The sequence below is a fragment of the uncultured Mucilaginibacter sp. genome (assembly GCF_903913935.1).
Taxonomy (GTDB): domain Bacteria; phylum Bacteroidota; class Bacteroidia; order Sphingobacteriales; family Sphingobacteriaceae; genus Mucilaginibacter.
This window is the reverse complement of record NZ_CAIWNH010000505.1, coordinates 1-11,007: the sequence shown is the minus strand read 5'-3', so window position 1 is coordinate 11,007 and position 11,007 is coordinate 1. Positions and strand designations below refer to the sequence as shown.

The following is an 11,007-nucleotide window of genomic DNA, read 5'->3' as shown; positions in this document are numbered from 1 at the left end:
TGTTTATGCGGGTAATATTTAAATTGTTTTTGTTTTTATTTATAAATCGTTTAAATACGAATAGTTTGTGGGCTTAATGATTGCTATTTTAACAAGCTCATAATTTCTTATTACTTTTACAAGCAACCAATCAGGGTTTTAAATGAGCAAACCTTTTAACCGTCCTATTCGTGTTTTAGTAGCCAAAGTTGGCCTTGACGGGCACGACCGTGGTGCGCGCATTATCGCCACTTCGCTGCGCGATGCGGGAATGGAAGTGATCTATACCGGGTTGCGCCAAACTCCTGAGATGGTGGTAAATACTGCCCTGCAGGAAGATGTGGATGCCATCGGGGTGTCTATCCTTTCGGGTGCGCACATGACAGTATTCCCGAAAATTATCAACCTGGTAAAGGAAAAAGGAATGGATGATGTCCTGATTACCGGTGGTGGCATCATCCCGCAGGAAGACATGGCTGAACTAAAAAAACTGGGCATTGGTGAACTTTTTCCGCCGGGTACCCATACAAAAGATATTGTAAAATACATTACGGAATGGGTGCATCAGCACCGTAATTTTTAAGAGGGATTTAAGATGTTATTTCAAAATTTACTTATTGATTATAAGGAGCGCATTCAATACATCATCGTCAATCGTGAAAGCAAATTGAATGCCCTCAATAAAGACACCCTGGATGAATTGCATTCGGCCTTATCGGATGCCTTTAGTAACCCTAAAATTGGCGGAATTATTATTACCGGTGCAGGGCAAAAAGCTTTTGTAGCGGGTGCTGATATTTCTGAATTTAAGGATACAGGTGCCGAAGGTGGTGGCGGGATAGCAAGGCAGGGACAAACACTTGTTTTTGATTTGATAGAGAATGGCAACAAGCCAGTAATTGCGGCTATTAACGGTTTCGCCCTGGGTGGTGGATTGGAACTTGCTATGGCCTGTCATATCCGTGTCGCCTCTGAAAATGCCAAAATGGGCTTGCCCGAAGTGACCTTAGGGTTGATCCCCGGTTATGGGGGCACCCAGCGTTTAACCGCACTGGTTGGAAAAGGGAAAGCGATGGAGATGATCATGACCGCTGATATGATTACTGCCGCTGATGCGCTTCAATACGGCCTTGTAAACCATGTGGTGAGCCAGGAGCAATTATTGGGAAAGGCCGAAGAATTACTAAATAAAATATTATTGCGGGCGCCGCTTGCAATCGCCTCGGCAATAAAAGCCGTAAATGCTGCAGTAAAGGATGGGGTAAATGGGTTTGAAACGGAGATCGAAGAATTTTCAAAATGTTTTACAACCAAAGACCTCCAGGAGGGTATAGCAGCATTTTTAGAAAAACGTAAACCCGCTTTCAAAGGAGAATAATTTTTTTTGATAATTGGCAGCGTCCCTTCTGCCATAGCCGCGCATTTTTGGTTTTTGATACTATTTCTTACACTAATCGGGCATGATTTTCAGCAAAATATAACTTTTGTCTCCTTAAAAACGTAAGAGAGGATTAAATTTATAAATTAGCGGATTAGTATGTTAATTAACATGCAAACGACCTTAATGATAAAACAATAATTGCTGGTATGAAAAGAATTCTCATCATTGATGATGAAGTTAATGTTGCGTTGCTGTTAGCGAAGCTTTTGACACGAAATGGTTTTGATGTAACTACTGCATCAACCGGCACTATTGGTATGGAGTACCTTAAAAACGGCGACTTTAACCTTGTACTGTGCGATTTCAGGCTGGAAGATACAGATGGCCGCGAAATGCTTAAAAACATAAAAACCCAATACCCTAAAACGGGTGTGATTATTATTACCGGCTACTCGGACATAAAGATGGCCGTTGAGCTGATAAAAATGGGCGCTTATGATTATATCACCAAGCCTTTGTATCCAGATGAAATTCTAAATACCATCACTAAAGCGATTGAAACACATTATGCCCTGATTGAGGATAAAGCCGAAAAGAACAACGAGGATAAATCATCAAGGGAAAATAGAAAACAAGCCTTTAATGGCGAATTTGTATTAGGCACCAGCCGTGCTTCCCGCGAACTTTTGCGCCAGATAGAATTAGTGGCCCCAACAAATTACAGCGTGATCATTATGGGCGAAAGTGGTACCGGCAAGGAGTCGGTTGCGAAGAGCATCCATTTAAACAGCCCGCGCTACAACCAGCCATTTATAGCGATGGACTGCGGATCGTTAACCAAAGAGCTGGCACAGAGTGAATTCTTCGGTCACGAAAAAGGCTCCTTTACAGGTGCTTTATATACCAAAATAGGCCATTTTGAAATGGCAAACGGCGGTACTTTGTTTTTGGACGAAGTAGGAAATTTATCCTATGAGATCCAGGCGGCCTTGTTACGAACCGTACAGGAACGGAAAGTTAAAAGAATAGGTAGTACCAAGGAAATTAACCTTGATGTGCGCATCATCATCGCTACCAACGAAAACCTTCAGGAAGGCATACAAAAAGGAAGATTCAGGGAGGACCTTTACCACCGTTTCAATGAGTTTAGTATCTTTATACCGCCCCTGCGCGATCGGGGAAATGATATTATGCTGCTGGCCGACCATTTTTTAAAGCTGGCAAACCACGAGCTGGGACGTAATGTGGTTTCATTCTCTCCGGAAGTTGTAGAATGTTTTATGAACTACCGCTGGCAGGGCAATGTGCGCGAAATGAAAAACGTTGTTCGCAGGGCAACGCTGTTGACTGAAGGGAATGAAATTACCATGAAGGCACTGCCGCTTGAGATTTCGAACTTTAAAATGCCCGTATATGAATATGGCAATCATGTCGAAAGCTTTGAAATAAAAGAGGTGCGCCACGACCTGAAAAACGCGGCCCTCGAAGCTGAATACGAAACGATATTAAAAGTATTAAGGGAAGCTAATTTCAATAAGACCAAAGCGGCTGAGATATTAAATATTGACCGGAAAACCCTTTATAATAAAATGAAGGCTATCAATATTAAATAACATGAAGGGCCAGGCAAAAGATAAAACTAAAGCCAAATCTCCAGGCAAAACCGGCGACGATACTTTGCGCACCTTAAAACATGATATCAATAACCAGCTTTCAAATATACTTTTGGCGCTGGAGCAATTACGTTACGAAATCCCGGAGGCGACTGAAGATTGCACCTTTTATCTTGAATCGATCTCACTCAGCACAAAAAAAATAAGCTCCCTGCTCAAAGAAACGGAATAGTTATTTAAGGAAAACGATATTTCCGCCGATGGATATATCAAAGAAAATGGACAACCTTGTCAATAAAACAATGGTGTCCATCACTTAACCGAATTATTCTCCAGGCATTATCCTCACTTTTAAATAGCTCGGATTTTCTTTTGTAGAATATACCTTATTGGTTGCCTTCTGAAAATCGGAATCCTTTGCTTTCATGATATCTTCAAAACGTTGCGGGTTACGGTCTATCAACGGGAACCAGGTGCTTTGTACCTGCACCATAATGCGGTGCCCTTTTTTAAAGGTGTGCAGCACATCCTGTAATTCAAAGTTTACCGGACTTACCTGTCCGGGCGTAAATGCCACCGGGAATTCAAAGCTTTTACGGAATTTGCCGCGCATCGCCTCGCTGCGCACCATTTGTTCGTAATGCGACATATAAACGCCCTGGCCGGTAAACTTATTGTTTTTAGCCGTGTCAGGATAAACGTCAATTACTTTAACAACCCAATCGGCGTCGGTACCCGTGGTACTTACTTTCAGGTTTGCCCAAATGTTGCCGGCAAGCGTAATATCGTGGTCCAATACATCGGTCTGGTAAGACAACACATCGGGTCGTCTTTCGGCAAAACGCTGATCGGCGGTCATGTATTCGCGTTTCATATCCAGGTCGGTTTCACTGATAAATGGTACTGGTTTGTTAGGATCAGATACGAACTCATCGGAGCCTGAGGATGCTTTTGGCGCATTAAAAGAAAGCTTGCCACCTGGCAACAAGTACAGGTTTTTATCCTCTGCTTCTTTTGGCGGCCAGGTTTTGTAAGTTTTCCATTGATTGACGCCAGTTTCAAAGGTGGATACCTTTGGGATATCTGTATCTGTCCCTTTTAAATAATGACTAAAAAAGGCAAACTCTATCTTCTCCCGGTAAAATGGCCCGGTTTGGCCGCCGAAATCAACATCGCCCAAATGGTCGCCCGCACCCCGCGCCCATCCGCCATGTACCCAGGGACCCATCGCGAAATAGATAGGGGTATTGGGATTGTCTTTTACTAAAGTTTTGTACGTATTGATGGCGCCGTAAAGATCCTCGGCATCGTACCAGCCGCCGGTAACCAGGGTAGCTGTTTTAATATCGTGCAGGTGCGGCAATACGTTGCGGTCTTTCCAGTGTTGGTCGTAATTGGGATGGTCCAGCATTTCGTTCCACAACCTGATTGTATCGTTGTAGTATTGGGGTTTATTGGAGTTTTTTAATGAGCCCATTTTCAAATAGAACTCGTATCCGTCTTCCGTGCCATACTTTAGCTCGCTGCCCGGGCGCTGGGTGGGTTTACCATCCTGCCGGTTAGTAAAAAAAGGATAAAAGCTAAAATTACCAACCAGCATAAAAGCGCCGTTATGGAAGGCGTCATCTCGGTAAAGATCGGACATTGGCGCTTGCGGCGATGCTGCCACCAACGCCGGGTGACGACTCAGTAAGCAGGTGGTAGTAAAAAAGCCGGGATAGGAGATACCCCAGGCGCCTACTTTGCCCGTATTGTTAGGGATGTTTTTTATGAGCCAGTCGATGGTATCGTAGGTATCGGTGCCTTCATCAACATCTTTATTGGTTTTATGCTGCTCCAGTTCGGGCGTCATCTCGCGGAAAATGCCTTCGCTCATCCAGCGGCCGCGCACATCCTGGTAAACAAAAATGTACTTGTCGTGTAAAAACAATGGGGATGGCCCCAGACTGCCTTTGTATTTATCAGCGCCATAGGGTTCAATGCTGTAAGGTGTGCGGTCCATCATAATCGGATATTTTTTGGAGGTGTCTTTTGGCACATAAACCGAAGTGAATAGTTTTATACCGTCGCGCATGGGCACCTGGTATTCGTATTTGGTATAGTTATCTTTTACGTAGGCAGCATCGGCACCACCGGGCTGCGCGAAGGCACTTAATGAGAAAAATGAAAGGGATAATGCCCAAAAGGTAAGTTTCTTCATGAAAAGTCAGTTAAAAAGTTTTTAAAAGTACGGAATAAAACAAAAATGACAACGGGGTTGGGTTATCATAAAATCGTTACGGAAGGGGTCATTGATTCGCAGGTTCAAATAATACCAAACTATTGATGAATTTGTAGTCTTTTATATTGTAGGTGTACAATTCAAGCTCCAAAATCAAGGCTGTGGCAGCTATCAATGCATCGGGCAAGGCAAGGCCATGACTGAGTTTATATTCTTGAAGTAATTGAATAGCAGTTTGAGTAACACCATCACCAATAAGAGCGATACTAAACTTATGAATGTTTTTGTTGATGTTGTTTAAATCGGTTTTATTAGTAGCTCCGACGATCAACTCCATTTTCGTTATTGCAGAAAGTAATATATTGTCGAGTCCAATGAGGTTTTTAAGGATATTTTTGGTGGAAGGATGCCGTTGACTATTGATGTTCAGATAGTCAATCATTACGTCCGTATCGCAAATTATGATTTTCTTTGCCACGCTTCTTTTCTCAACTTAGCAGCATCGATACCGGCCCCGGTAAATACTTCCTGTAATGCAGAGATATCCAGGTTTTTATCTCCCGGAATAATAGTAACGCCATTTGCAGAAGCAGGTTTACTTTTAGTTTCAGACATTTTGAAATCCAAATATTTTGCCAGACTCTTTAAAATTTTCAGAGTTTCTGGCTTTTTATATGTTATAACAACCTCGGGCATAATTTAAACTTTTTATAAAGATAGTTTATTAAACAAAAAAAGGCAAGCAACGCTCACCTTCTTTATGATTTTCAAAATGTAAATCCGAGCCCGACAGCTATCGTGCCGAACTTCCGAAATCAAACCTATTCGTTAATCGCTTTAACGCCGGGCAATTCCTTGCCTTCCATATATTCAAGCAGCGCACCACCACCGGTGGATACGTAGCTCACATTGTCGGTTAATTCGAATTTGGCTACCGCTGCGGCTGAATCACCACCGCCTATCAGGGAGAACGCGCCGTTTTCTGTAGCTTTTACTACGGCCAGGCCAATCGCCTTGGTGCCGGCTTCAAATTTTTCCATTTCAAAAACGCCCATCGGGCCGTTCCATAAAATGGTTTTTGAGCCTTCTACCACTTTGGTAAATTCGACAATAGAATCAGGGCCGATATCCAAACCCATCCATCCGTCTTGTATATCATTATTTTGTGCGATGGCCGTATTCGCATCGTTTGAAAAATTGTCGGCAATTACTGAATCTGTCGGCAATAATAAATTTACGCCTTTGGCTTTTGCTTTTTCGATAAGGCTTAAAGCGAGGTCGAGTTTATCTTCTTCAACCAATGATTTACCGATTTTTCCACCCTGTGCCTTGGCAAAGGTATACGCCATACCGCCACCAATGATCAGGCTGTCAACCTTATCCAGCAAACGCTCAATCAGTTCAATTTTGTCTGAAACTTTTGCACCGCCCATAATAGCAGTGAAAGGCTTAACCGCACTGTTCAATACTTTTTCAGCATTTTTCAGTTCTGCGGCCATCAGGTAGCCAAAGAATTTGGCATTTGGGAAAAACTGGGCAATTACTGCAGTTGAGGCGTGTGCCCGGTGTGCCGTACCGAAGGCATCATTCACATAAATATCGCCCAATTTTGACAGTTTTTCGGCAAAGGCCACATCACCTTTTTCTTCTTCTTTATAAAAACGCAGGTTTTCAAGCAGCAATACTTCGCCGCTTTCAAGGGCTTTTGATTTTTCAACCGCTTCGGTTCCGATGCAATCGTCAGCGAATTCAACCTGCTGGCCCAATAAATCAGACAGATGCGGAACGAGGTGCCTTAGGGAATATTTATCTTCAGGGCCGCCTTTTGGCCGGCCCAGGTGCGACATCAGGATCACCGCCCCGCCGTCTTTTAAAATCTTGTTGATGGTTGGCAGCGCGGCTGTCATCCGGTTATCATCGGTAATATTATAATCTTTATCCAGGGGAACGTTAAAATCAACCCTTATAAGTGCTTTCTTTCCAGCAAAGCTAATTAGATCTATCGTTTTCATAGTATTTAATCCTGTAAGTTTTAAAGCCGCCAAATTCAGCAAAATTTTTCTATATTCTGAATTTAAAAGTTAAAAGTGATGTAAATCATAAGGGCATCACTTTATTTTAACATACATTACATGATGCGGGCCGATGCCAGGCACATCAAATTCAGGCGAGATTACTTCAAATCCAACGTTTAAATAAAACGGCAATGCTTTTTTGCGGGCGTTGCACCAAACATAATTTGCCCGCTGCCCACGCAGATAAACGATGGCAAAGTTTACCAATTGGTTGCCGAATCCGTTGCCTCTGAATTGTTCAAACGTTGCCATACCCCGCAACTGGTAGCCTGTGCCAACAAATTCGCCGTAATTTTGGGGATGAAGCGAAACCACACAAGCCAGTTCATTATTAAAAAAATAGCCTAAATGAAACGCGCCTTCCAACTGATCCGAAGGGAAGCGGCATTCATCATTTTTCAGTTTTCCTTCCCGCAATACCTCGTTTCTGATAGGCAGCAATTCCTCAACTTTTATAAACCTGATCATTTTTACTATTAATTAGCTATTATTTGCCAAATTGAGTAGGTTTTTCCCCATGCCAATTTGTTTTTAATTATTAAACAATAAGAAACTTTTGGCGTAAGCCCTTTTTAACCTATCCGAAAGATGTTTTTTAATGTTTTTGCAATTATCCTAAAAATTTGCATAACAATTGCATCCTATCAAATACCTATAAAAATTATAAACCCGGTTATGAAACTATTTTTTACCTTGATTTTTGCAGCCGTAATACTCGCAGGGTGCAGCAAACAGGGGGAAGTTACCCCTCAAACCAACAAAAATAACAGCACTGGCACTACCCCGCCCGATGCGGGTTCCAGGCTAAGCCACGATGACTCCATTCATATGCCTAAGTTTAATATTAACCAGCAAACGGTAAAAACGAGTGTTTCGGGCAGTAAACTTACATTGGTATTTAATGAGAACGTTGATATTTTCTTCACCTCCGAAGCCTACCAAAGATATCAGCTGTTCACTTACAGGAAGACTTTAAAACTACCTTATTAAACGGTCTTGATTTTACTACCGTTGCCGAAGGAGGCAATTCCACACTTGATTGGGTGGATGATAATTTAAACAATTTGATATTGAAAAAAGTTAGCGATACGGTAATCAATAATGTGAAAATGGTGAAGATAAATGTAAACCGGCCATTTACCTTTTTTAAGTCATACGCTTCAAATAAAGACGCATTAAATGCTCAAACCTTATTTATCGGCAAAACGGACGATACAGTTGTTTTTACCTCGTTTAGTTACTATAATCAACAAAACTATTTGCCCCAGTCGGAGGCGGCAGTGCTGGTGTATACGAAGTAAGTACGGAAAGTCAGTAAAGTCCGAAAGTAGCTTCGCGTATTTTTTTGGGAGCTATCAATCATTTTACGGCGTTCATCTTTCGGTCGTTCCGGACTTTTCCGGCTTTCGGACTACAGCGAAGCTATTCGCTTAACCAAATCAGCGAGGCGGCTTGAGTAGCCCATTTCATTATCGTACCAGCCAACCACTTTTACAAGCCCGCCAACGATGGATGTAAGCTGTGCATCAAAAATGCAACTATGTGTATTGCCCAGGATATCGGTTGATACAATGGGGTCTTCGGTATATTCCAGGATATTTTTCATGGATCCTTCAGCAGCTTGTTTAAAGGCTGCGTTAATTTCTTCGACGGTAGCAGGTTTTTTTAATATACAGGTGAAATCGGTCAGCGATCCGTTTAAAACAGGCACCCTGATGCCGGCCCCGCCTAACTTACCGTCGAGGTGAGGGAAAATAGTAGTAATAGCTTTTGCTGCCCCAGTTGTTGTAGGGATAATGGAGGCCGAAGCGGCCCGTGCCCGGCGCAGGTCCTTATGGGGGGCGTCGTGGAGGTTTTGGTCTCCCGTCATGGAGTGAACGGTGGTAATATACCCGTTTATAATCCCCCAGTTATCGTCCAGGATCTTGACCATTGGCGCCACATTATTGGTAGTACACGAGGCGTTGGAAATGATTGGAGAATACAGGTCGGCGGTTGCATCATTAACACCCAATACTATTGTTTGGATATTTTTATCGGTGCCGGGTGCCGAAATAATAACCTGTTTGGCGCCCGCCTGCAAATGCTGGGATGCCCCCTGTTTTGAAGTAAATTTTCCGGTTGACTCAATTACAAGGTCGATATCCAGTTCTTTCCAGGGCAGATCAGCGGGATTTTTTTCCGAAAATACACTTATCGCCTGGCCATTTACAAAAAGATATTTCTCATCAAATGTTATCGTTCCGTTAAAGCCATGATGAACAGAATCATATTTAAAAAGGTGGGCAAGTGTTTTTGTGTCGGCAAGGTCATTAATAGCAACCACAGTAATTTCTTCCGAGTTGATAATATTCCTTAAAAATATACGGCCTATACGCCCGAAACCGTTTATCGCAATCCTCATCATATCGATTTATAAGGCTGCAAATCTAAGTAAAATAAGGTAGAGGGGTTTGAAAATAACCCCTTAAAGAATAGTATTTACAATACGCTGAATGTTAAAGGCAAGATCAGATTACAAAAATAAATTGCGTAGTGCCAGGTTTTCGCGTTCTTTTGAGCGGATAAAAAAGGTGATACTCCAATTGAAGATCAGGGAAAAGGCGACGATCAAAATGATTAGTGCCGAACTTCCGTAATTGTTGAATAAAAGCACTGTTATTATCGACATAACGTTGATGCCGGATAAAATAAGCGTAGTTTGTAAATGATTGAAGCCCAGTTTCAGCATTCGGTGATGAATATGGTTACGATCGGCGATGAACGGTGACACGCCATTTGAAATGCGTACAATAAAAACGCGGGCGGTGTCAAATATCGGCCCAATTAAAATGGCAAAGGTGATAGCAGGTACAGCAAATATCTCAGGCGACGTTCCGGTTGCCACGTGGTTTACTTCCATAAACTTAATGGCCATTACTGCGGAGATCAACCCGATTAACAATGAACCTGTATCGCCCATGAATATTTTTGCCGGGGTGATATTGAATTTTAAAAATCCGATAATTGCGCCGACCATTGCCAGCGAGACAGCAGCCAGTTCAAACTGACGGATGTATAAAAACAGCGCAGCAAATGCTCCGTTGGCAACGATACCGGTTGTGGCGGCCAAACCATCAATACCATCTATTAAATTGAAAGCGTTAACTATAGCCAGGATTAACAAAATGGAAATGCCCGCACTTAAAAAATACGAAAGGTCATAAATGCCAAAAACGCCATACAGGCTGGTAAGCCTGATATTACCTAAAACTACGAGGATAAAACAAACGATGAGCTGGATAATGAATTTAGTGCTTGAATTCACGCCTGAAAGGTCATCCTTTAACCCCATAGCAAATAAAATAATGCAGGCAGTAAGTAAATAATTGATCGGCAGTGATTTATCAGTCATGCACAGCAAAAGCGAAGTAATGGTAAAGCCAACAAAAATAGCTACACCGCCAAGGCGCGGGATGCCATGATCATGAGTCTTCCTGAAGTGGCCCAGATCGTCATATAAGTGACGGAACCGCGCAACGTGTAAGATAGAAGGAATGGCAAATGCTGTAATGAAGATAGAAATAAGAACTATCAGGATATAATAAACAATAGTATAATTATGTAAAAAATCCATCATTTACGTAAGCAATTAGGGGAGTTTATCAAATCAATAATCAATCGATGCCTGTAAGTAACTAACATTTGACTATTAATTTAAAAGTAAATTATAAACATATTAACATTTTCATTTCCAAT

The 11,007-nt window shown here is 42.2% G+C and carries 13 protein-coding genes; 6 read left to right on the top strand and 7 right to left on the bottom strand.

From position 1 onward, the window contains the following. The first annotated feature begins 142 nt into the window (after nt 1-142). The 4 genes from QZY09_RS20460 to QZY09_RS20445 all read left to right on the top strand — a co-directional run bounded on the left by QZY09_RS20460 (nt 143) and on the right by QZY09_RS20445 (nt 3,205). A complete protein-coding gene (locus QZY09_RS20460) occupies nt 143-562 on the top strand; it encodes a cobalamin B12-binding domain-containing protein (protein WP_096355620.1) in 420 nt (139 codons plus the stop codon). Nucleotides 563-574: 12 nt separating this feature from the next. Then, a complete protein-coding gene (locus tag QZY09_RS20455) occupies nt 575-1,357 on the top strand; it encodes an enoyl-CoA hydratase-related protein (RefSeq protein ID WP_295675501.1) in 783 nt (260 codons plus the stop codon). A 209-nt stretch (nt 1,358-1,566) separates the two neighbouring features. Then, the gene (locus QZY09_RS20450) at nt 1,567-2,973 is read left to right on the top strand and encodes a sigma-54 dependent transcriptional regulator (RefSeq protein ID WP_295675499.1); all 1,407 of its coding nucleotides are present in this window, start codon (nt 1,567-1,569) and stop codon (nt 2,971-2,973) included. Nucleotide 2,974: 1 nt separating this feature from the next. Continuing rightward, on the top strand, nt 2,975-3,205 hold the full coding sequence (locus QZY09_RS20445; protein WP_295675497.1) for a hypothetical protein: 231 nt from the start codon (nt 2,975-2,977) through the stop codon (nt 3,203-3,205). Between the two features lie 93 nt (nt 3,206-3,298). On the opposite strand, the gene QZY09_RS20440 is transcribed toward QZY09_RS20445, so the two are convergent. The 5 genes from QZY09_RS20440 to QZY09_RS20420 form a co-directional block, all read right to left on the bottom strand. Beyond that, the gene (locus QZY09_RS20440; protein WP_295675496.1) at nt 3,299-5,173 is read right to left on the bottom strand and encodes a CocE/NonD family hydrolase; all 1,875 of its coding nucleotides are present in this window, start codon (nt 5,171-5,173) and stop codon (nt 3,299-3,301) included. A gap of 88 nt (nt 5,174-5,261) precedes the next feature. After that, nucleotides 5,262-5,672 carry a type II toxin-antitoxin system VapC family toxin gene (locus QZY09_RS20435; protein WP_295675494.1) on the bottom strand — a complete coding sequence of 137 codons (411 nt, stop codon included), beginning with the start codon at nt 5,670-5,672 and terminating at the stop codon, nt 5,262-5,264. Continuing rightward, the gene (locus QZY09_RS20430) at nt 5,654-5,890 is read right to left on the bottom strand and encodes a hypothetical protein (RefSeq protein ID WP_295675491.1); all 237 of its coding nucleotides are present in this window, start codon (nt 5,888-5,890) and stop codon (nt 5,654-5,656) included. The genes QZY09_RS20435 and QZY09_RS20430 overlap by 19 nt, the downstream gene beginning before the upstream one ends. Before the next feature lie 125 nt (nt 5,891-6,015). Beyond that, nucleotides 6,016-7,206, bottom strand: a complete 1,191-nt coding sequence (gene pgk / locus QZY09_RS20425) for a phosphoglycerate kinase (RefSeq protein ID WP_295675489.1) — start codon at nt 7,204-7,206, stop codon at nt 6,016-6,018. Nucleotides 7,207-7,302: 96 nt separating this feature from the next. Continuing rightward, nucleotides 7,303-7,737 (bottom strand): GNAT family N-acetyltransferase, encoded by a 435-nt coding sequence (locus QZY09_RS20420; RefSeq protein WP_295675487.1) that lies wholly within the window; start codon nt 7,735-7,737, stop codon nt 7,303-7,305. A 207-nt stretch (nt 7,738-7,944) separates the two neighbouring features. Here QZY09_RS20420 and QZY09_RS20415 point away from each other — a divergent pair, with 207 nt between their 5' ends. Further along, nucleotides 7,945-8,259, top strand: a complete 315-nt coding sequence (locus QZY09_RS20415; RefSeq protein ID WP_295675485.1) for a hypothetical protein — start codon at nt 7,945-7,947, stop codon at nt 8,257-8,259. 80 nt (nt 8,260-8,339) lie between these two features. Beyond that, complete coding sequence (locus tag QZY09_RS20410) at nt 8,340-8,570, top strand: hypothetical protein (protein ID WP_295675483.1); 231 nt, start codon at nt 8,340-8,342, stop codon at nt 8,568-8,570. 110 nt (nt 8,571-8,680) lie between these two features. Here the strand turns inward: QZY09_RS20410 and gap are convergent, their stop codons facing one another. Then, entirely contained in the window at nt 8,681-9,673 is a 993-nt protein-coding gene (gene gap, locus QZY09_RS20405; RefSeq protein WP_295675504.1) for a type I glyceraldehyde-3-phosphate dehydrogenase, read from the bottom strand. Between the two features lie 111 nt (nt 9,674-9,784). After that, nucleotides 9,785-10,888 carry an MraY family glycosyltransferase gene (locus tag QZY09_RS20400; protein ID WP_295675481.1) on the bottom strand — a complete coding sequence of 368 codons (1,104 nt, stop codon included), beginning with the start codon at nt 10,886-10,888 and terminating at the stop codon, nt 9,785-9,787. Nucleotides 10,889-11,007 lie beyond the last annotated feature (119 nt).

Excerpts from the sequence above, each read along its gene's own strand:
- QZY09_RS20420 (WP_295675487.1), bottom strand. The coding sequence starts at position 7,737 with ATGATCAGGTTTATAAAAGTTGAGGAATTGCTGCCTATCAGAAACGAG.
- QZY09_RS20430 (WP_295675491.1), bottom strand. The coding sequence starts at position 5,890 with ATGCCCGAGGTTGTTATAACATATAAAAAGCCAGAAACTCTGAAAATT.
- gap (WP_295675504.1), bottom strand. The coding sequence starts at position 9,673 with ATGAGGATTGCGATAAACGGTTTCGGGCGTATAGGCCGTATATTTTTA.
- QZY09_RS20415 (WP_295675485.1), top strand. The coding sequence starts at position 7,945 with ATGAAACTATTTTTTACCTTGATTTTTGCAGCCGTAATACTCGCAGGG.
- QZY09_RS20460 (WP_096355620.1), top strand. The coding sequence starts at position 143 with ATGAGCAAACCTTTTAACCGTCCTATTCGTGTTTTAGTAGCCAAAGTT.
- QZY09_RS20450 (WP_295675499.1), top strand. The coding sequence starts at position 1,567 with ATGAAAAGAATTCTCATCATTGATGATGAAGTTAATGTTGCGTTGCTG.
- pgk (WP_295675489.1), bottom strand. The coding sequence starts at position 7,206 with ATGAAAACGATAGATCTAATTAGCTTTGCTGGAAAGAAAGCACTTATA.
- QZY09_RS20455 (WP_295675501.1), top strand. The coding sequence starts at position 575 with ATGTTATTTCAAAATTTACTTATTGATTATAAGGAGCGCATTCAATAC.
- QZY09_RS20400 (WP_295675481.1), bottom strand. The coding sequence starts at position 10,888 with ATGATGGATTTTTTACATAATTATACTATTGTTTATTATATCCTGATA.
- QZY09_RS20440 (WP_295675496.1), bottom strand. The coding sequence starts at position 5,173 with ATGAAGAAACTTACCTTTTGGGCATTATCCCTTTCATTTTTCTCATTA.
- QZY09_RS20445 (WP_295675497.1), top strand. The coding sequence starts at position 2,975 with ATGAAGGGCCAGGCAAAAGATAAAACTAAAGCCAAATCTCCAGGCAAA.